The sequence below is a fragment of the Salinispora goodfellowii genome, assembly GCF_059570675.1.
Genome location: NZ_JCANTD010000007.1, coordinates 119,016 through 138,870, shown reverse-complemented (window position 1 = coordinate 138,870; position 19,855 = coordinate 119,016). Strand labels below are relative to the sequence as shown.

Sequence of the window (19,855 nt, the reverse complement as noted above, 5' to 3'; positions counted from 1 at the left end):
AGAAGGAGGCAGACGCTATGGGCTCCGTCCGCGTCGCCATCGTCGGTGTGGGTAACTGCGCGTCGTCCCTCGTACAGGGCGTGGAGTACTACCGGAACGCCGACCCGAACGACCGCGTCCCGGGTCTCATGCACGTCACCTTCGGCGACTACCACGTCTCGGACGTGGAGTTCGTCGCGGCGTTCGATGTGGACGCCAAGAAGGTGGGCATGGACCTCGCCGAGGCGATCGTCGCCAGCGAGAACAACACCATCAAGCTGTGCGACGTACCGCCGAGCGGGGTGACCGTGCAGCGCGGCCCGACGTTCGACGGCCTCGGCCAGTACTACCGCGAGATCATCGAGGAGTCGGACACCCAGCCCGTGGACGTGGCCGAGACGCTGCGCGCGGCCAAGGTCGACGTGGTCGTGGCCTACCTGCCGGTGGGCTCCGAGGAGGCCGGCAAGTTCTACGCCCAGGCCGCGATCGAGGCCGGCTGCGCCTTCGTCAACGCCCTCCCGGTCTTCATCGCCTCCGACCCCGTCTGGGCGAAGAAGTTCGAGGACGCGGGCCTGCCGATCGTCGGCGACGACATCAAGAGCCAGGTCGGCGCCACCATCGTGCACCGCGCCCTGGCGAAGCTGTTCGAGGACCGCGGCGTCGAGCTGCTGCGCACGTACCAGCTCAACTTTGGCGGCAACATGGACTTCATGAACATGCTGGAGCGCAACCGCCTGGTCTCCAAGAAGATCTCGAAGACCCAGTCGGTCACCTCCCAGGTGCCGCACGAGATGGCCAAGAGCGACGTGCACATCGGCCCCTCGGACCACGTGCCGTGGCTGGACGACCGCAAGTGGGCCTACATCCGCCTGGAGGGCCGCTCCTTCGGTGACACCCCGCTCAACGCGGAGCTGAAGCTCGAGGTGTGGGACTCGCCGAACTCCGCCGGCGTCATCATCGACGCGGTCCGGGCCGCGAAGATCGCCCTGGACCGGAAGATCGGTGGCCCGATCCTGTCGGCGTCGTCGTACTTCATGAAGTCCCCGCCGGTGCAGTACGCCGACTCCGACGCGCACGCCGCCGTCGAGGAGTTCATCGCCGGCGAGATCGCGCGCTGACGTTCTGACACACGGCGAGGGGGTGGGGCCGGTTGGCCCACCCCCTCGCCGCCGTTAACGGAGTCCCACCGGCGCCGGGCAGCGCACCACCACCCCTCGTGGCAGCATGACTGCGGTGCGCCTACGACCGCTGCTTCTCGGCACGGCGGCCGTACTGGCCGCCACCCACGCCCTCGGCGTCCTGTTTGGCGACCCTCCGCTGCGCCACGCCGAGGTCCTGACCCTGCTGGCGCTCGGGGGCTACGCACTGCTCGGTGAGCTGCCGAAGCCCCGCTGGGTCGTTCCGGCCGCGCTCCTCGTGCTCGTCATGGAGGCGTACCGCACCGCTACGGCCGAGATCGACGACGGCAGCTACCAGTTCTTGGCCGTCGCACCCGATGGCTACTCCGCACCGGCGGTCATGCTCGCTGACGGCCTCGACCTGACCTGGGCGGCCCTGGCCGTTTCCCTACTGCTGCTCTGGGCCGGACGCCGCTGGCCGGCGCCGTACCACCAGCCGGTCCCGCCACGCGGGCCGGTCGTCACGGGCACCGTACTCGCCGTTCTGCTGCTCACCGCCTATCCGGCCGTCCGACTCAGTGAAATCGCGCTCGACCTGTCCGCAGGGGAGCGGTCGACTTCCGCTTCAACCGATCCGGTCTCGGCGGCCGTGGTCCGCGCCGGCTCGGTGATGCTGGCGCCACTCGTACTCGGGCTGGCCGCGATCTGCCTCACCGCCGTACTGTTCCGGCGGAGTCGGGTGATCGCCGCTTTGGGTGCCGCGTTTCTCGCCGTCGCCGCCCTGCCACAGTTCGACCTGGCGCTGGCCCAGGTGGACCTGCCGGTATACGTCGGTCCGCCCTCCGCCCCGGTCATCTCGTTCGCCATCGGGCCACCGTCACTGACTATGGCCCCGCTGCCCGCGCTGGCCGCCGCCATCGAATTGACCGCGTACGTGCTGCTGACCGTCGGCCTGACTCGCGCCGGACGCCGCGAGAAGACCGCCACCAACAGTTCCCACTGACGCCCACCAGCGAGCTTCGCCCAGATCAGAGCTCCTGGTACGTCACATGCAGACCGACCCGACCGAAGGTGGGGTGAGCGAACGCACCCGGTACCGTACCGACGATACGGAAGCCGAGCCGCTCGTACACCGACACCGCGGTCCGGTTCGACGCGGCAACGGCGTTGAACTGCATGCCGGCGTACCCGCGCTGTTGAGCCCAGTCCAGCGCGAAGGCTTCCTGGAAGTCACGAATCGTCATCGGGTGTTGGTCACCTCCTCCTGAAACCGGCAGAGCGCCCCGGAGACAACTGTTGGCCGACACCCGAACCGGGTGCCGGCCAACAGTTTGTTCCCCTTGTGGGTTAGGTCTATGGGTTTTTGGGTCAGCTGGTCCAGTGCTCGGCCACCAGGTCAGCGGCCTGGGTCTCCCACTGGGCGTAGTGGAACGGGTACGCCGACACCTGCACCTTCTGCGCGGCCTCGGTCAACGGCAACTCCTGCCAGCCCTCGACCTGCTTCAAACCGTCAAGGAAGGCGGTGGTGGAGTACTCGGGATCGGTGATCTGCTCCACCGTGCCCCAACCGCTGGACGGACGCTGCTGGAACAGGCCCTGCGAGTCGTGGTCGTTACGCGCACCCAGGTGACCCAGGTTCTCCAGCTTCGACTCCTGCAAACTGGTAGCGATCGCCACCACAGCGGCCCGCTCATCCATCTCGGCCTTCTTCGTGGCCTCGATGATGGCCTTTACATTGCCGGTCTGCTCGCCACCCAGGTCGATCCGCGACTGCTCACCCTGCGTACCGTGCGGGATCAGCGTGCCCATGTCCGGCTTGCCCAGGTCCGGCTTCTCCGCCGGCACCGCAGCCGCCACGGTTTCCGAGTCCGCCGAGGTGGTCGAGGCCGCCGACGTGCTCGGGGTGGGGGTGGAAGCGGTGGTGGTCTCGAAGGTCTGGGGGCCAGCGACCACACCGGCACCGAAGGCCAGACCAGCGATACCGAGTGCACTACGCAACATGATCGTGTTCATGAGTGTTGCTCCATTCGGGGGTCGACACCCACACGCACCCGAAGGGGGGTCGGGAGCGGGGTGCAAGCACCGTCCGGCGCTCAAAGAACCGAGGGATAGGGTCGGCGTCCGCGGGTCTCGTCGGGACACGCACGGGGCCGGGTCCAGATGTAACGACCGGCCGGCCACCACCATTCCCGGCGGCCGTCCCCGCTTACGGCGGGGCACTTCCTCGGTCGTACGCCTGGTGTAACGCCCCGGCACCCGCCGAGATTCCGCCCCCACCATGACCCCGACCACACCCCAATCACGCCTTAACCAGACATCCGGCCTCCCCCACGTGCCCGTCTCGGCCCAGTCAGGCGGGGCGTCTTCCGACTCGACCAACACCGGGCGTTTCTCACCCCCGTTAGCGATTCTGGTCGCTAATAACGCGTTTTGTCCGGTTAGCCCTCGCATGGTCCGCCACCGACCAACGCATTCACTGCGATGCAGCCAGTAGCTCAGCCGCCAGACGGTCGGTGACACGCACTCGGCCGGCGGGTCCTCCGGCGGGTCCTCCGGATCGAAACTGAGCCGCATCAGCCCACCACCAACCCGAACCGCCTACGCCAGGCCCAGGTGAGCAGCGGTGCCGAACGAGGTCGACCACGCCGATGTGGAGCGATCCAGCGCCGCAGCGCGTCGCGGCGCTGCGGCGGCAGCACTGGTTCCAGCACCGGGAGACCCAGCTCAACCAAACGGTTCGCCGCCGCGTTGGCCGGCGAGCACGGTGCGACAGCCAGACAGACCCGGCAGAGTTGGCTCTCCGGGTCGGGGACGTGCGCGGCTAGCATCTCGTGCGCGGCCAGGGCTTCCGCTCGCGCCCTGCTCTGGTGGACAGCCATGCCATTGGCACCCTTCCGTCGGGGCGGGCGCACGGTCGCATCGGATGTCGCAGCCGCGAGAAGGCGGCGGCACAGGACCGCATGCACGCCCGGCCTGATCCGGCGTCGCAGGACACCGGATGGTCGGAAGCCGGGGAGGCAAGCGTCGGCCCGGGGACCGGCGGGCTGCCAGCACGGGGTACGGCGTGGTAGACAGTCACCGAGTCCGTCTTCGGGACGCGATCTATCGCGATGGCTCCCACGGCTCGTTTCCGGGTCGGGGTGGGACGGCCGCCAAACCAGAACCCACCCCGACCCGCACTTCAACTTTCGGTAGTCAGTACGGCACCGCCAGCATGGACCATCATCGTGGAATCCACAATATTGTGCTGGCCGTATATTTACTGGATGCTGGCTACGTCGAGAGGAGCACCGATGGCGGGTGGGCAGTCAGCGACGCTGCGAGCGCAATGGATCGGCCAGCAGCTCCGTGTGATGCGGGAGAAGGCTGGGCTGACCTTGAAAGAGGTCGGTGACTACGTAAACCGAAACCCCGGCACATTGAGCCGGATGGAGTCTGGATTCGTCGCCGCCCGCTTACCCGAGGTGCTGGCGTACCTCGATGTCTGCGGCATCGACGACCCCAAGCGCCGGGAAGATCTCAAGACGATGGCGCAAGATGTCTGGCAGAAAGGCTGGTGGGACGGGTTCACCGCCAACCTCGCTGGCGCGCTGATCGACTGGGTCTGGCTGGAGAGCAGGGCCACACACATCTACTCGTTCGAGGTCGCTGTTCTGCCTGGCCTGTTACAGACCCGCGAGTACGCCGAAGCTGTGATCCGAGCCTGGGACCACAGCGCCTCCACCGCCGACATCGACCGCTATGTAGAGGTCAGGATGGCCCGCCAACGCAGACTGACTGATGCCGAACCCGTCCAGTTCTCCACCGTCATAGACGAGGGTGCACTTCGCCGACTGGTCGGTAGTCCGGAAATCATGCGTGCGCAACTCGCTCACCTGCGGTCTATGGCTACCTGGCCAAACGTTGAGATCACGATCTTGTCTGGTCAGGCAGGCGCGCATGCCAGCCCCAACGGTTCCTTTGACGCCTTCCGGATGCGCCGGCCGTACCCGCCCACCGGCTGCATCGCTACTGCCGCCGGGAGCATCGTGGTCGAGGGAGACAAGGCGCACTCACTTTTCCAGCGCTACGATCGACTACGCTGCGCGGCCCTGCACAATGGCGCCGCGCAGCGGATCCTCTTTGATCTGGAAGCACGTCTGGAGTGAGCAATGACGGCGAAGACCTGGGCCGACGCTACCGAGCCAAGCAGGATCGCCTGGCACGTCAGCACGCACAGCGGCAGTGGCGGCGGTGACTGTGTCGAGGCGGGGCCGGTGCTCGACGGAAGCAGGCGGGTCGCCGTACGCGACAGCAAGGACCGCTCCGGCCCGGTCCTCGGCTTCTCCGCCACCAGCTGGATCGACTTCCTCACCGGCCTACGGTCCGGCACTCTGACCGACTAGCCCGCCGCCGACCACCTGCGCCGAAGGGCCACGCCGGCCTCCAGCTCCAACAGCTTCACCTTGCGGTCGAGCCCGCCACCGAAGCCGACCAGTTTGCCGCCGGAGCCGACGATCCGGTGGCAGGGCACGATCACCGGCACCGGGTTCCGGTTGCACGCCACGCCGACCGCCCGCGCCGCCGAGGCGTCGCCGAGCCGCCGGGCCACCTCGCCGTAGGTGAGCGTCTCCCCGTAGTCAATGGCGGTCATCTCCCGCCACACCGCCCGCTCGAACTCCGAGCCTCGGGGGATCCGCACCGGCACGGTGAACGCGGTCAGCTCGCCGGCGAAGTAGGCCCGCAACTCGTCCACGGCGCGGGCCGAGAGGCTGTCGACCGGTTCGTCGGCGGCGTCGGCGACCCGCGCGAACTGCGCTCCGCACACGGCCTCGCCGTCGGTGGCCAGGGAGAACTCACCGATCGGCGAGTCGAGCACAGTCCAACGCATCCGCCTATTCTCCTTCGCCGGTACGACAACCCGGGGGTGGCCCGGCCTGGTGTGGTCGGCCCACCCCCGGGTTGGGGTGGTGTGGTGGGTTAGAGGCTGTTGACGAAGGTGAGTAGCTCGTTGTTGAGCTGCTGTTTGTGGGTGTCGGTTATGCCGTGGGGGCCGTCGGGGTAGACCTTGAGGGTGGAGTCGGCGACGATTTCGTGGGCTTCCTAGGCGGAGCTTTCGATCGGGACGACCTGGTCGTCGCCGCCGTGGATGATGAGGGTGGGTACGTCGAAGCGCTTGAGGCCTCGGTGAGGTCGGTTTCGGCGAAGGCTTTGATCGAGTCGTAGGCGGCCTTGTGGCCGGCCTGCATGCTCTGCGGCCAGAAGGTGTCCTTCATGCCCTGCGACACCTGGGCGTCGGGGCGGTTGGCGCCGAAGAAGGGTCCGTTGGCGAGGTCGCGGTAGAGCTGGGAGCGGTCGGCGCGGGAACCTTCCCGGAGGCCGTCGAAGACGTCGATGGGTACGCCGTTGGGGTTGTCGGGTGTTTTGAGCATCAGTGGGGTGACCGCGCCGACGAGGGCGACCTGGGCGATGCGGTCGGTGCCGTGCCGGCCGACATAGCGGGCGACTTCTCCGCCGCCGGTGGAGAATCCGACCAGGGTCGCGTCCCGCAGCTTCAACTTTTGATGACGGTGGCGAGGTCATCGGCGTAGTGGTTCATGTCGTTGCCCTCCCAGGTCTGGGAGGAGCGGCCGTGGCCTCGGCGGTCGTGGGCGATGACGCGGTAGCCGTTGTCGGCCAGGTGCATCATCTGGGATTCCCAGCTGTCGGAGTTCAGTGGCCAGCCGTGGCTGAAGACGACGGGTCGTCCGTCGCGGGGGCCCCAGTCCTTGTAGAAGATGTCCACGCCGTCGCGGGTGGTGACGAAACCCTCGTTGCGGTCGGCGTGCTTGCCGGCCGCGGCGGCGGGGTCGGCTTGGGCCTGGCTGTTGCTGTTGCTGTTGGTGGCGATGGCGGTGCCGCCGGCGGCGATACTGAGCACGGCCACACCGGCCAGCAGCGCGGCCCACACGGGACGACGGCGGTGACTGGTCACGCGGGTAGAAGTGTCGAAGGTGTCCATGTCGAGTTTCCTTGTCTGAATGTGTCCTGGGCAGGGGTGCTGGGTTGGCGTTACTTGGCGAGGAAGGTCAGGAGGGCCTGGTTGACGTCGTCGGCGTGGGTCCAGAGCAGGCCGTGGGGTGCGCCGTCGATCTCGACGTAGTCGGCGTTGGGTAGCTGCTTGCGGAGTTCGCGGGCGGTGGCGTCGATGGGCAGGATGTTGTCGGCGGTGCCGTGCAGGATCAGGCTGGGTACGTCGATCTTGGGGATGTCGGCGCGGAAGTCGGTGATCCAGGTGGGCACGGCGGCGCTGGAGGCGTACCAGGACGCGCCGGTGGCGATGTTCCAGCTGTTGCGCAGGGCTTCTTCGGACAGGCGGGTGCCGAGGGTGTCGTCGGTGTTGTAGAAGTTGCGGTAGAAGTCGGTGAAGTAGGCGTAGCGGTCCGCGGTGACCGCGGCGAGGATGCCGTCGAAGACCTCCTGCGGCACCCCGGTGGGGTTGTCGTCGGTCTGCAGCAGGAACGGCTGCAGTGAGGCCAGGAACCCGGCCTTGGCGACGCGGGCGGAGCCGTAGCGGCCGAGGTAGCGGGCGACCTCACCGCTGCCCATGCTGAAGCCGACCAGCACCACGTCGGTGAGGTCCAGGGTCTCCAGGACGGTGTTCAAATCGGCGGCGAAGGTGTCGTAGTCGTAGCCGACGGTGGGCTGGCTGGACTGCCCGAACCCCCGCCGGTCGTAGGTGATCACCCGGTAGCCGGCCTTGAGCAGGGCCGCGGACTGCTTCTCCCACGAGTGCCCGTCCAGCGGGTAGCCGTGGATGAGTACCACCGGCTGCCCCTGACCGTGGTCCTCGTAGTACACGTCGATGTTGGTGCTGTTCTCGGTTCCCACAGTGATGTACGGCATGACAGGCCTCCCAAACCAAAAGCGAGAACGATCGTTCTCATCTGCGTTGGGTAGTACGTTAGAGAACGAACGTTCCCCTGTGCCAGTCGGGGCAGCGTGACCGTCACCACACTTGACCGGGACAAGAGGAAGCCATGCCCCCCACCACCCGAAACCGGACCACATCCCAGACCGAGCAGATCCGCGAACACATCCTGATCACCGCCGACCGGCTCTACTACAGCCGCGGCATAACCGCCGTGGGCATGGACGCCCTACGCAACGAGGCCGGCGTCTCTCTCAAACGCCTCTACCAGCTGTTCCCCTCCAAGGAGAACCTTGTCGAAGCCGTCCTGCATCGCCGCCGCGGCATCTGGAACAGCCTCGTCGAAACCGCCATCGCCACCGGCAGTGACATACCCCGAGATCGACTACTCGCCGTCTACGACATGCTGGCCCACTGGTTCGACGAAGACGACTTCCGCGGCTGCGTCTTCATCAACACCTTCGGCGAGCTCGGCGGCACCACACCCCACATCGCCACCCTCATCCGCGACCACAAGGCAAGCTTCCAGGCACGCCTGGCCGAACTGGTCACCCAAACCGGCGCCCCCGCCGCACTCGCCCACCAACTCGCCATCCTCGCCGAAGGAGCCCAGACCACCGCCGCCATCGCCGGCACCAACGACGCCGCCCACCACGCCCGCGCCGCCGCCACCACCCTCATCGACACCGCACTGGCCACGAACCGGCTGGCCACAAGCCACCACAACGACGGGGTAGACCCCCCGGTTACCACCTGACCGGGTTCAGAGGAGGTTCACCCCGAGCAGCAGGGTGCCGGCGGTGAGGCTGGCGCCGCCGGCGACGGTGAGCCAGATGAGTTTGTTGGGCTTGGTGTCCCGGGGCCGGACCACCGAGAGGAAGAAGCCGAGCGGCATCAGGATCGGGGCGGCGACGAAGAGCAGCCGGATCAGCGTACGGGTGCCGTCCGCCACATCGGCCTGTTCGATGTAGGGCAGGGCCACGAGGGCGAAGAGGACCAGCACCCCGGCGTGCGCGTGCCCGGCGGTCCAGAGGCCCCGGCGGACCGGGTTGTCCAGGTAGCCGGTGTGGCGGCCGGCGAGGTGCCGGAGCAGGGCCAGTCCGCCGAACGCGATGGTCGCCACGGTGATCAGCAGGATTCCGGCGGTGTTCAGGGTCGAGGGGGACATGCGGACACCTCCAACTAGTCACTGTAAAGATGAACCCCCTGCCCGGATCTTGTCAATATCTAGATTTCCTGGGCGGGCAAACTCTCAGCGGTCGCCGGCGTCGGAAGTAGCGGAGGTGACCGGTGTCCGAACGCATCGACGGGGAGTTCACCGCGTTCGTCAACGAACGGGGTGGTGTTCTACTGCGGGCCGCGTACGCCCTGGCCGGCAGCCAGCACGGCGCCGAGGACCTGCTACAGACCGCGCTGGCCAAGGCGTACGCCCGCTGGTCACGGATCCGGGGAGAGCCCGAGCCGTACGTACGCCAGATCCTCTACCGGGACCAGGTGTCCGGCTGGCGGCGCCGTTCCCGCCGGCCGGAGTTCCCGGTCGCCGTGCCGCCCGACAGCGTCGGCGGACCCGACCGCGGGCACGAGGTTGACCTGCGGCTGCTGCTGCGCGAGGCGCTGCTGGCGCTGCCACCGCGGCAACGCGCGGTACTGACCCTGCGCTACCTGGAAGACCTGAGTGTCGAACAGACCGCCGAGTTGCTCGGCTGCCGGGCCGGCACGGTCGCCAGTCAGACCTCCCGGGCGCTGGCCCGACTGCGGCAACTGGTTCCCGCACTCGACGGGCACCGCACCGAGGAGTGGAGATGAACGGACCAACCGAGCAGGACCTACGGATCGCACTGCGGGAGCTGGCCGACGAGGCCCGCGCGACGACCAACCTCGCCGACGCCGCGCGAATCCGGGGCCGACGGCTGCGGCGCCGACGGCGACTGGCTGTGACCGGTGGCGCGCTGGCGGCGTTGGTCGCCCTGGCCGCTCCCTTCGTCTGGCTCCGGCCAACCGCCCCCGAGCCGGGCCCGGCCGCCTGGGTTCCGCCGTCGAACCCAGCGGCACCGAGCCCATCCCGGATACCGGCACCCACCGGAGACTGGACCCAGCGCCCCCTGCCGCTGCCCGGCGGGTGGCTACTGGTCGGCGCCACCCCAACCGGCATGTCCTACACGCCGGACGGCGAGCGCATCATCCAGCAGGGGTACGCGTTGGACCGTACCCAGGACCAGTACGTCAGCACCGACGAGTACGACGAGATCTGGACCTCGCCCAGCGGTACGGTCGCGGGGGTGGTGGACTACGACCGGCCGGGCGAGTTCGGGTTACTCGACCTGGGCAGCGGCGCGGTCCGCTGGGTGCGTACCGGTCAGCACACCATGACGCCACAGTGGTCACCCGACGGCAGCCGAATCGCCCTGACCACCGGACGACACACGGCCCTCGGTGTGCTGAGTGCCACCGGCGAATGGCAGCTGTTCCCGGTGGACACCGAGAGGTACCTCTGCAGCGACTACTGCTACTTCACCTGGACCCGGGACGGCCGGGAGGTGGTGTTGCAGCAGACCGACCCCACCGCGCCCAACTCCGAGGCGGCGCCGCACATCCGGCGGGGGGTGCAGCTCTTCTCCCCCGACGACGGCCGTCCGACCCGGTTCCTCCCGATCAAGGGGGACCCCACCGGACCGTGGTCCTGGTCGCCGGACGGCCAGCGGGTGGTGGTCAAGGGCCCGCAGGGGCCGGAGATCGTCGAGGTTGCCACCGGACGCGTGCTCGGGCCGACGGCGAGCGCGGAGGCGGTGTGGGGCCCCGACAACCAGTTGCTGTACCAGGACCGACTGACCGGGGAGATGGTGCTGATCGACCTGGACGGTCGGGAACTCGTCCGGCAGGCCCTTCCGGAAGAGGTCGGGCAGGACCTGACTGTTCTGGTGGCACCCCGTTGACCGGCCGGCAGACACTCCCGGCACCCCGGTCCCCGAGGCGCCGGACCGGTCGCGCTCCGCCCTGCTCGGCGATCCCTACTCGACGATTCCCTGCTCGCGGGACCAGCGCAGCAGCTCGGCCTCGGCCTCGTCCCGCCCCAGCGGGCCCCGCTCCAGCCGTACCTCCTTGAGGTGCTTCCAGGCCTGCCCGACGACCGGACCCGGCGGTACGCCGAGCAGCTCCATGATCGCGTTGCCGTCCAGGTCGGGGCGGACCCGGGCCAGGTCCTCCTCGGCCGCGAGCCGGGCGATCCGCTCCTCCAGCGCGTCGTAGTCGGCGGCGAGTCCGGCGGCCTTGCGCCGGTTGCGGGTGGTGCAGTCGGAGCGGGTCAGCTTGTGCAGCCGCGCCAGCAGGTCACCGGCGTCGGTGACGTACCGGCGCACCGCCGAGTCGGTCCACTCGCCCCGGCCGTACCCGTAGAAGCGCAGGTGCAGCGCGACCAAGGCGGTGACCTTGGTCGTGGTCTCCTTGGGGAAGCGCAGCGCCTTCATCCGGGCCTTGGTCAGCCGGGCGCCGACCACCTCGTGGTGGTGGAAGCTGACCCGACCGTCCGACCCGACCGCCTTCGTCGCCGGCTTGCCGACATCGTGCATGAGCGCGGCCATCCGGAGGATGAAGTCGCAGCCGTCCTCCTCGTACGAGACGGCGTTGCGCACCACGGTCAGCGTGTGCTCGTAGACGTCCTTGTGCTGGGCGTGCTCGTCGATCTCCAGCTTGAGCCCGGTCAGCTCGGGCAGGAACCGCTCGGCCAGCCCGGTGTCTACCAGCAGCCGCAGGCCGGCAACCGGGTCCGCGCCGCAGAGCAGCTTGGTGAACTCATCCCGGATCCGCTCCGCCGTGATCCGATCCAGGTCGGCGGCCATCCGTACCATCGCCGCCCGGACGTCCGGGTGTACGGCGAACCGCAGCTGGGCGGCGAACCGGGCCGCCCGCAACATCCGCAGCGGGTCGTCGCGGAACGACTCCTCCGGCGAGGCCGGAGTACGGACCACCTTGGCCGCGAGGTCCGCCAACCCGCCGTGCGGGTCGGTGAAGCGATGCTCGGGGAGGCTGACCGCCATCGCGTTGACGGTGAAGTCCCGCCGCTTCAGGTCCTCGGCCAGGCTCGTGCCGTACTGCACCACCGGGTTGCGGCTGACCTGGTCGTACGCCTCCGCCCGGAAGGTCGTGATCTCCAGCCGCAGGCCGTCGCGCTGTACCCCGATGGTGCCGAACTCCCGCCCGGTCTCCCAGATCGCCTCGGCCCAACCACGCACGATCCGCAGCGTCTCGTCCGGCTGCGCGTCGGTGCAGAAGTCCAGGTCGTCGCCGAGGCGGCCGAGCAGTGCGTCGCGGACCGACCCGCCGACCAGGTGCAGTTCGTGACCGGCGCTCGCGAAGCGGCGGCCCAACTCGTCGGCGACCGGGGACACCCGGAGCAGTTCGGCTACGGCGGTGCGCTGCGCGGCGGTGAGTTCGCGGCGGTCAGCGGCGTGCGGTGCGGAGTCGGACATGGGAGGGCCAGCCTATCGGTCCGACCGGGCCCAGCGTCCGCCGGGCGCGGATGACGCCGGGCCGACGACTAGTCTGTGTCCAGGCCCTCGCCGCGGACCCATGGTCGGTACCGGGCACCGACCAGACCCTGGAGGCGACAACGATGAGCGGCCGGCTCTACCGCAGCGCGAACGCGCTGGGCGACGGTGGCCGACCGACGGGTGACGACGCGATCTTCATCTCGGCTGAGCCGCTGAACCAGCCGGCCGCCGAGGCGGTCGCGCCACCGGACGAGGCGGTGGCCGAGGGGAGCGCCGCGGCGAACAGCCTGGTGATGGCCGCGGGCAGCCTGGTCAGTCGGGGTACGGGTTTCATCCGGAACCTGATGATCGGTGCGGCCCTGGGCAACCTGGTCGGTAACGCGTACACCACGGCGATCTTCCTTCCGAACCAGGTGTACGAGTTCCTGCTCGGCGGGGTGCTCACCAGCGTGCTGGTGCCGGTGCTGGTCCGGCGGCGCAAGGCCGACCCGGACCGGGGCGAGGCGTACGCCCAGCGGCTGCTCACCCTGGCGGTGGTGGCGCTCGCCGCCGCCGCCCTGATCGCGGTGCTCCTGGCTCCGGTGCTGACCGGCATCTACGCCGGCGGCAAGGACGAGGACTACCGGGGCCTGGTCACCAACCTGTCGTACCTGATGCTGCCGATGTTGTTCTTCACCGGCATCAGTGCGCTGATCGCCGCCGTGCTGAACACGCGCGGGCACTTCGCCGCCCCGATGTGGGCGCCGATCCTGAACAACCTGGTGGCCATCGGCACCTTCGGCCTCTACATCTGGGTCTACGGCGCGCAGCCGCTCCAGCCGGGCCAGGTCGGGGCGGACCGGATCCTGTTGGTCGGCGGCGGCACCCTGCTCGGGGTGGCGGTGCAGGCCGCGGGGCTGCTGCCCGCCCTGCGCAAGGTCGACTTCCGGTGGAAGCTGCGCTTCGACTTCCGCGCGTTGGGGCTGCGGGAGTTGGCCCGGCTCGGCGCCTGGATGTTCTGCTACGTCGCGGTCAACCAGCTCGGGCTCTTCGTGGTGGTCAACCTGCTCACCCGGGTCGCCGGCGAGGACGACGCCGGCCTGCTGATCTACAACAACGTCTTCCTGCTGCTGATGATGGCGCACGGCGTCATCGCGGTCTCGATCATCACCGCGCTGATGCCCCGGATGAGCGCCGCCGCGGCGGACGGCCGATTCACCGACCTCACCGCCGACCTGTCCCGGGGCACCCGGATGGTCACGGCCGTACTCGCCCCGGTGGCGGTCTGCTACGCCGTGCTGGCCGCGCCGATCTCCGTGGTGGTGTTCCGGTACGGCGCGTTCACCGGGGAGAACGCCACCGCCACCGCCACCGTGCTGCTGGTCGCCGCGATCGGCCTGGTGCCCTTCGCGGTCAGCCAGCTCCTCACGTTCGCGTTCTACGCACTGCCGGACACCCGCACGCCCGCGCTGGCCAACATCCCGGTGGTGGTGCTGCGGGTGCTGCTCCAAGTCGGGCTCTACGTCGTCCTTCCCGCCACCTTCGCGGCGGCCGGCATGATGCTCGGCAACGCGATCTCGTACCTGGCAGCGGTGGTGCTGTCCGCGCTGCTGCTGCGGCCCCGGATCGGCCGGATCGGGCTGGGCGGGATCATGCGTACGGTGGGCAAGGTGCTGGTCGCCGCGCTCGGAGCCGCGCTGGTCGGTCTCCTGGTGGTCCGCCTGCTGCCGGGCCGGCCGGAGGAGCTCGGGTGGTTCGCGGCGGCGGTCCAGCTGCTGATCGGTGGGGCGGCGATCGGTCTCAGCTACCTCGGGCTCGCGATGCTGCTCCGGATCGGGGAGGTCACCGAGGTGGTCGCCATGGTCCGCCGCCGGCTCGGTCACTGAGCGTCCCGTTCTGACCGTTTATCGGGGGCGTGGACGATCGGATCTGCCCCTCCGGCGGGAGTGCACTCTGCGTGAACGAGGATCACCAATCTGGGGACACGGCTGTGGATAACTTCCGCCCTGCCGCGCCATCGCCGAGTCATCCTGTGGATAACCAGCCGGGCGGGGAGGCATGTCCGGTGCTGGCCCGGGAATCTGGCCCGGGTGCCCCGCCACCGGACCCCAGCCCCTACGGCAACTACTAGCGGTCAACCTCTAGATTGGCTAATACATGCGCCAGTAGCACCGCCAACAACCGCCAAAACCGGACAAGACACCCGAGCTCGACAGCCGCTAGCGGTGCGGTGGGAAGATGACATGCTGGGGAAGGTGGGGAAGCCAGGTAAGGTCGCTCTCGACGGGTGCGGCCGGTTTCGGCGCAGGCGCCGACAACAGCCGCCCGGTTCGCGGAAGGCAGAGCGGAAGCCACAATGCCCAGCAACACGGGTCCATCGATCGACACGATCACCGAGGGAGGACGGGTGACCCAGGTCGGCGGGGGTCAGGAGGCGGACGAGAACGCTCCGCCGGTCATGACCTTCGGTGCTCCGATCGCCGGTGACGTGCTCGCCGAGCGGTACGAGCTCGTCGAGCACGTCAACAACGACAGCGCTGGCCGGCTGCTCTGGCGTGGGGTCGATGTCGTGTTGCGCCGTCCCGTCGCAGTGGTGCTGCGCTACCCGGGCGGCGACTCCGCCACCGAAATGCTCCAGGCCGCCGTCGCCGCCAGCCGGGTCATCCACCCCAACCTGGTCGGTGTCTACGACGCGATCGACGAGGGTGAGCGGGCATACGTGGTCCGCGAGTGGGTCGACGGACAGTCACTGCGGGAACTCGTGGCCGCGGGGGTACTGGACCCAGCTCGGGCGACCGCCGTCGGCAACGCCGTCGCAAGCGCCCTGGCCGCCGTGCACGCCACCGGAATGGTGCACGGCAACGTCCACCCCGGCACGATCATGATCAGTGATGATGGCCGGGTGGTGTTGGCGGACGCGCGCACCGACGGGGCCGACAGCCAGGCCAGCGACCTTCGGGCGGTCGGCGGCGTCCTCTACTTCGCACTGACCGGCCACTGGCCACACGCCGAGGTCCCGCTACACGGCGCCACCGCCGGACACGGACGGGCGGCGACCCCGGACGCGGTCCGGGGTCCGGCGGGTGCGCTCGCCGCGCCGCGCCAGGTCCGGGCCGGGGTTCCGGCATACCTGGACGACCTCACCATGGATCTGCTGGACGGCTCGCTCCCGCCCCCACCGTCGGATGTCCTCGCCGCAGAGTTGGCCCGGCTGGACGTCCCGGTCGATGAGCACCTGCTGGAAAACAGCGGCCCACTGCAGTTCACCGCCGAGACCGGGGACGAGCCGTCACCGCTGGCCGCGGCGGGCGGGCGCAAGTTCGCCGTCGGGATCGCCAGCCTCCTCGCCGTCGCGCTCGTCGGCCTCCTGATCGGCATCAACGCGCTCAGCCGAGACGGGGACGGCGACCGGAACCCGACGACAGCTGCCAGCCCTTCTCCCACCACGACGGCTGGTGAGGATCCACCCGACTCCGTAGCGGCCGAACCGCCGAAAATCAGCGCTGCGAAGGTCATTGACCCGGACAGTGGGGACCGCGTCGAGGTCCGCGACGCCGAGAAGGTGTTCGACGGGAGCCTGGATGAAGGCTGGGAGACCCAGACCTACCGGGGGCACCCGGATTTCGGCAAGATCAAGCGCGGTATGGGCATCTGGCTCGACCTCGGTGAACCCCGCAACGTCAAGTCCCTGCAGGTCCAACTCTCGGCCCGGGGCGCCTCGGCCCGGTTGTACACGGGCACCAACGAGCACCCCTCCTCAAGCGCGGGCGACAACGCGCTCTTCGAGGAGTACGAGCAGAACCCGATCGGGCCGGCCAAGGAAGACGCCGGCACGACGATGACCTTCGACGCGTTCGATGCGGACACGGAATACCAGTACCTGCTCGTCTGGCTGACCGAGCTGCCGCCGAGTGACGGCGGCTACAAGGTCGGCATTCAGGAGATCAAGGTCTCGTGATCCGCTCACCGCGTCCTCGGCACTGTCTCCGCCGGACGTGGTGATGGGGCCGAACGGGTCAACCGAGCGGCCGGTGGGTCACGACGGCCCGCCGGAAACCGCTGCCTCCTCCGATCTCGAGCTGCTGCGCGCGCACGTCGCTGGCGATCGGGACGCCTTTGCCGAGCTGCTGCGTCGGCACCGGGACCGGCTCTGGGCGGTGGCGGTGCGCACCCTCGGCGACCGGGAGGAGGCGGCCGACGCACTGCAGGACGCGCTGCTCTCTGCCCATCGGGCCGCCGGACGGTTCCGGGGTGATTCGGCGGTGACCACCTGGCTGCACCGGATCGTGGTCAACGCTTGCCTGGACCGGATCCGCCGCCGCCAGGCGCATCCGACGGTGCCCCTGCCCGACGGCGTACGCGACGTGGCTGATGCCACCGGTGGCACGGAGCCGGCCGCTCCCATGCCCGACCACGACACTGCTCTGGTGGTCCGGGAGGCGCTGGCCGCGCTACCGGTTGAGCAGCGTGCCGCGCTGATCCTGGTTGACGTGCAGGGCTACCCGATAGCCGAGGTTGCCCGCATCCTTGAGGTAGCTGAGGGGACGGTGAAGAGCCGGTGTGCGCGGGGCCGGGCCCGGCTGGCAGCGGCGCTCGGCTATCTCCGGACGACACCGGAGCAGCCACTCCTGGACGGAGGTATGCCAGCCGTCACGGGACGGAACCAGCAGCCGCGCGGTGGCGTCCGATCGGTGTCGGGGCGACCCCGGCGCGAAGCCAACCAGGAGGAGCTGTGACGACTGGGGGGTTCCGGGAGGTCGACCACGAGCTACTCGCTGACTACGTCGGTGGGGCACTCGCGGGCACTCCCGACGAGATGACCGTCGCCCGCCTGGTCGAGCGAGACGAGGCCTGGGCGGACGCCTACGCCCGGCTCGCGCCGGCGGTCGCGGAGGTCCACGCCGCCCTGCTCGCCTACGGGACGGCGGAGGAGATGCCCGCGACCGTGGCGGATCAGATTCGCGCCGCGCTGGCCGCGACCGACGCTGCGCCGACGACCGAGGGCACGCCAGCCGAGGGCACGCCAGCCGAGGGCGGGACGGCCGGCAGGGCAGCGCGCCGTTCGGTCGTGCCGGCTCAGCCGCACGCTGGGTCACGGCGCCCCGGTGGCGTTCCGCAACCGGCCGGGGCCGGCCCCGGCCGACAGCGCCGGCGGTGGCAGCGAGTCGGTGCTCCCGTCGCGCTCGCCGCGGTGGCGGTGGCCGCGGTCGGGCTGCTCGGCCTGGACCGACTCGGCCGGGGGACGGAGGCTCCGGGGTCGAGCACCAGCGCCCCCGAGCAGGCCATCGCCGGGACGGTGCGCACCACCGCGCCGCCGATGCGGACCGGTACGGACTACCAGCGGGAGAACTTGGCGGCGCCGGCCTCCTCGCCGCAGCAGTACTCGGGCCAGGGCACCGCCGAGTCGGAGCCATCCGACCAGGGCACCGCCGATCCCGAGCCATCCGGCGCGGGGGTCCAGGGCGACCGGACAGCTGGGTCGATCGGGCTCGATCGGCTGACCGATCCGGGTGCCCTCGAAACCTGCCTGGCCGAGATCGGCGTCGAGCACGATGCTGGCCGGCTGGCAGTCGAGGTGGTGGACTATGCCCGCTTCGAGGGCCAACCGGCGTTGGTCGTCCGGTTCGCCGATGGGACTGGTGCCCGCTGGGCCTGGGTCAGCGGGCCCGAGTGCGGTGTGCCCGGGTCTGGCGCGGACACTCGGTACCGTACGCGGGTAGGGTAGAACCCCACGACCGTCGCGGGGTGTACTGCGTGACGTGAGCTGACCCACCGGATGACCGGCTCGGGAATTCCCGGTTCGTACGATGGCGTTCTCTACATCAGCTGCCGACACCTGATTCAGGGGTGTCGGCAACGAATCGCCGTCGGTGCGCGCCGTCGGCGAACACACAGACGAATCGGGAGACGGCAGTGGACGACGTCCGCAACCTGATCATCATCGGCTCCGGGCCAGCCGGCTACACGGCGGCGGTCTACGCCGCGCGCGCGAACCTCGCGCCGCTGGTCATCGAGGGGGCGCAGTCCGGCGGTGCGTTGATGACGACGACCGAGGTGGAGAACTTCCCGGGGTTCGCCGACGGCATTCTCGGTCCCGAGCTGATGGACAGCATGCGCAAGCAGGCCGAGCGCTTCGGTGCCGAGTTCCTCACCGACGATGTCACCCGGGTTGAGCTCAACAACACCGGCGAGGTCGGCTCAGACGCGGTCAGCACCGTCTGGGTGGGGGAGACCAGCTATCGGGCAAAGGCTGTCATCCTCGCCACCGGCTCCGCCTGGCGCCCGCTGGGCGTACCGGGCGAGCAGGAGTACCTCGGTCACGGCGTGTCGTCCTGCGCCACCTGTGACGGCTTCTTCTTCCGGAACCAGCACATCATCGTGGTGGGCGGTGGTGACTCGGCGATGGAGGAGGCCAACTTCCTGACCCGCTTCGCCGAGTCGGTCACGATCGTCCACCGCCGGGACACGTTCCGGGCCAGCAAGATCATGGCCGATCGCGCGCTGAGCAACGACAAGATCAAGGTCGAGTGGAACGCCGTGGTGGAGGAGATCCTCGGCGCCGACGGCAAGGTTTCCGGCGTCCGACTCCGCAACGTGCACACCGGTGATTCCCGGGTGCTTGACGTGACCGGCGTGTTCGTGGCGATCGGCCACGACCCCCGCAGCGAGCTCCTCCGCGGCCAGGTGGACCTGGACGACGAGGGGTATGTGAAGGTGGACGCGCCCAACACCAAGACCAGCATCCCGGGGGTATTCGCCGCCGGTGATCTGGTGGACCACACCTACCGGCAGGCCATCACCGCCGCCGGTACAGGCTGCGCCGCCGCCCTGGACGCCGAGCGCTTCATCGCCACGATCCAGGGCTGAAATTCCGAAACACATCCCCCGAGGAGGGAACGTAGTGGGAGCAACCAAATCGGTCACTGACGCCAGCTTCACCACCGAGGTACTGCAGTCCGACAAGCCGGTTCTGGTGGACTTCTGGGCGGAGTGGTGCGGGCCGTGCCGGAAGGTGTCGCCACTGCTCGAAGAGATCGCCGGTGAGATGGGCGATCAGGTCAGCATCGTCAAGCTCAACATCGACGACAACCCGGAGACCGCCCGCAACTACCGGGTCATGTCGGTGCCGACGCTCACCGTGTTCAAAGACGGCAAGCCAGTGCAGTCGATCGCCGGCGCCAAGCCCAAGGGGGAGCTGGTCAAGCTCATCCAGTCCGCGCTCTGACCAGCACTCGACGCAGACCTGCCCCCGCATCCGCTCCACCGGGTGCGGGGGCAGGTCTTTTTCCGGCCGCCACACCTCAGGCCCGGCGAGCGCCTAACCTCAACCCCAGAGACAACACCGCAGGTCGTCTACGGGGGCCACTGAAACAGGGCCATCGGCGGCCTCGAAGGCCATCCGG

Annotated in this window: 19 protein-coding genes and 2 pseudogenes; 13 read left to right on the top strand and 8 right to left on the bottom strand. The window is 69.2% G+C overall.

The window, feature by feature from the left end:
• Nucleotides 1-17: 17 nt before the first annotated feature.
• Entirely contained in the window at nucleotides 18-1,097 is a 1,080-nt protein-coding gene (locus T398_RS10540) for an inositol-3-phosphate synthase (protein ID WP_496446201.1), read from the top strand.
• A 106-nt stretch (nucleotides 1,098-1,203) separates the two neighbouring features.
• Nucleotides 1,204-2,100 (top strand): hypothetical protein, encoded by an 897-nt coding sequence (locus tag T398_RS10535; protein WP_496446199.1) that lies wholly within the window; start codon nucleotides 1,204-1,206, stop codon nucleotides 2,098-2,100.
• A 25-nt stretch (nucleotides 2,101-2,125) separates the two neighbouring features.
• Here the strand turns inward: T398_RS10535 and T398_RS10530 are convergent.
• From T398_RS10530 to T398_RS10520, 3 genes and pseudogenes are all read right to left on the bottom strand, one after another.
• Nucleotides 2,126-2,314 (bottom strand): annotated as a pseudogene (locus tag T398_RS10530) (GNAT family N-acetyltransferase); the annotation flags it as partial.
• 151 nt (nucleotides 2,315-2,465) lie between these two features.
• Nucleotides 2,466-3,110 carry a hypothetical protein gene (locus T398_RS10525; RefSeq protein ID WP_496446197.1) on the bottom strand — a complete coding sequence of 215 codons (645 nt, stop codon included), beginning with the start codon at nucleotides 3,108-3,110 and terminating at the stop codon, nucleotides 2,466-2,468.
• A gap of 560 nt (nucleotides 3,111-3,670) precedes the next feature.
• On the bottom strand, nucleotides 3,671-3,976 hold the full coding sequence (locus T398_RS10520; RefSeq protein WP_496446195.1) for a hypothetical protein: 306 nt from the start codon (nucleotides 3,974-3,976) through the stop codon (nucleotides 3,671-3,673).
• 414 nt (nucleotides 3,977-4,390) lie between these two features.
• Here T398_RS10520 and T398_RS10515 point away from each other — a divergent pair, with 414 nt between their 5' ends.
• A complete protein-coding gene (locus T398_RS10515) occupies nucleotides 4,391-5,245 on the top strand; it encodes a Scr1 family TA system antitoxin-like transcriptional regulator (protein WP_491638515.1) in 855 nt (284 codons plus the stop codon).
• Nucleotides 5,246-5,248: 3 nt separating this feature from the next.
• Nucleotides 5,249-5,482, top strand: a complete 234-nt coding sequence (locus T398_RS10510; protein WP_496446192.1) for a DUF397 domain-containing protein — start codon at nucleotides 5,249-5,251, stop codon at nucleotides 5,480-5,482.
• Here T398_RS10510 and T398_RS10505 read toward each other — a convergent pair.
• The 3 genes and pseudogenes from T398_RS10505 to T398_RS10495 all read right to left on the bottom strand — a co-directional run bounded on the left by T398_RS10505 (nucleotide 5,479) and on the right by T398_RS10495 (nucleotide 7,961).
• Nucleotides 5,479-5,967, bottom strand: a complete 489-nt coding sequence (locus tag T398_RS10505; RefSeq protein ID WP_496446190.1) for a methylated-DNA--[protein]-cysteine S-methyltransferase — start codon at nucleotides 5,965-5,967, stop codon at nucleotides 5,479-5,481. The genes T398_RS10510 and T398_RS10505 overlap by 4 nt on opposite strands.
• Nucleotides 5,968-6,056: 89 nt before the next feature.
• Nucleotides 6,057-7,077 (bottom strand): annotated as a pseudogene (locus tag T398_RS10500) (alpha/beta fold hydrolase).
• A gap of 50 nt (nucleotides 7,078-7,127) precedes the next feature.
• Complete coding sequence (locus T398_RS10495) at nucleotides 7,128-7,961, bottom strand: alpha/beta fold hydrolase (protein ID WP_496446189.1); 834 nt, start codon at nucleotides 7,959-7,961, stop codon at nucleotides 7,128-7,130.
• Between the two features lie 134 nt (nucleotides 7,962-8,095).
• On the opposite strand from T398_RS10495, the gene T398_RS10490 reads away from it, so the two are divergent.
• Nucleotides 8,096-8,743 carry a TetR/AcrR family transcriptional regulator gene (locus T398_RS10490; RefSeq protein WP_496446188.1) on the top strand — a complete coding sequence of 216 codons (648 nt, stop codon included), beginning with the start codon at nucleotides 8,096-8,098 and terminating at the stop codon, nucleotides 8,741-8,743.
• Between the two features lie 6 nt (nucleotides 8,744-8,749).
• Here the strand turns inward: T398_RS10490 and T398_RS10485 are convergent, their stop codons facing one another.
• Nucleotides 8,750-9,154, bottom strand: coding sequence for a hypothetical protein (locus T398_RS10485; RefSeq protein WP_496446186.1), 405 nt, complete (start codon nucleotides 9,152-9,154; stop codon nucleotides 8,750-8,752).
• A gap of 122 nt (nucleotides 9,155-9,276) precedes the next feature.
• Here T398_RS10485 and T398_RS10480 point away from each other — a divergent pair, with 122 nt between their 5' ends.
• On the top strand, nucleotides 9,277-9,792 hold the full coding sequence (locus tag T398_RS10480; RefSeq protein ID WP_496446185.1) for a SigE family RNA polymerase sigma factor: 516 nt from the start codon (nucleotides 9,277-9,279) through the stop codon (nucleotides 9,790-9,792).
• Nucleotides 9,789-10,919 carry a hypothetical protein gene (locus T398_RS10475; protein WP_496446183.1) on the top strand — a complete coding sequence of 377 codons (1,131 nt, stop codon included), beginning with the start codon at nucleotides 9,789-9,791 and terminating at the stop codon, nucleotides 10,917-10,919. The genes T398_RS10480 and T398_RS10475 overlap by 4 nt, the downstream gene beginning before the upstream one ends.
• 75 nt (nucleotides 10,920-10,994) lie before the next feature.
• Here the strand turns inward: T398_RS10475 and T398_RS10470 are convergent, their stop codons facing one another.
• Nucleotides 10,995-12,452 (bottom strand): CCA tRNA nucleotidyltransferase, encoded by a 1,458-nt coding sequence (locus T398_RS10470; protein WP_496446181.1) that lies wholly within the window; start codon nucleotides 12,450-12,452, stop codon nucleotides 10,995-10,997.
• Nucleotides 12,453-12,595: 143 nt separating this feature from the next.
• Here T398_RS10470 and murJ point away from each other — a divergent pair, with 143 nt between their 5' ends.
• The 6 genes from murJ to trxA all read left to right on the top strand — a co-directional run bounded on the left by murJ (nucleotide 12,596) and on the right by trxA (nucleotide 19,677).
• Complete coding sequence (gene murJ / locus T398_RS10465; RefSeq protein WP_496446369.1) at nucleotides 12,596-14,338, top strand: murein biosynthesis integral membrane protein MurJ; 1,743 nt, start codon at nucleotides 12,596-12,598, stop codon at nucleotides 14,336-14,338.
• A gap of 470 nt (nucleotides 14,339-14,808) precedes the next feature.
• Nucleotides 14,809-16,410 (top strand): protein kinase family protein, encoded by a 1,602-nt coding sequence (locus T398_RS10460; RefSeq protein ID WP_496446179.1) that lies wholly within the window; start codon nucleotides 14,809-14,811, stop codon nucleotides 16,408-16,410.
• A gap of 43 nt (nucleotides 16,411-16,453) precedes the next feature.
• On the top strand, nucleotides 16,454-17,188 hold the full coding sequence (gene sigM, locus T398_RS10455; RefSeq protein WP_496446367.1) for an RNA polymerase sigma factor SigM: 735 nt from the start codon (nucleotides 16,454-16,456) through the stop codon (nucleotides 17,186-17,188).
• Nucleotides 17,185-18,177 carry an RsmA family anti-sigma factor gene (locus tag T398_RS10450; RefSeq protein WP_496446178.1) on the top strand — a complete coding sequence of 331 codons (993 nt, stop codon included), beginning with the start codon at nucleotides 17,185-17,187 and terminating at the stop codon, nucleotides 18,175-18,177. The genes sigM and T398_RS10450 overlap by 4 nt, the downstream gene beginning before the upstream one ends.
• A 188-nt stretch (nucleotides 18,178-18,365) precedes the next feature.
• A complete protein-coding gene (trxB, locus tag T398_RS10445; RefSeq protein ID WP_496446176.1) occupies nucleotides 18,366-19,319 on the top strand; it encodes a thioredoxin-disulfide reductase in 954 nt (317 codons plus the stop codon).
• 34 nt (nucleotides 19,320-19,353) lie between these two features.
• Entirely contained in the window at nucleotides 19,354-19,677 is a 324-nt protein-coding gene (gene trxA / locus T398_RS10440) for a thioredoxin (protein WP_018221895.1), read from the top strand.
• The last annotated feature ends 178 nt before the right edge of the window (nucleotides 19,678-19,855 follow it).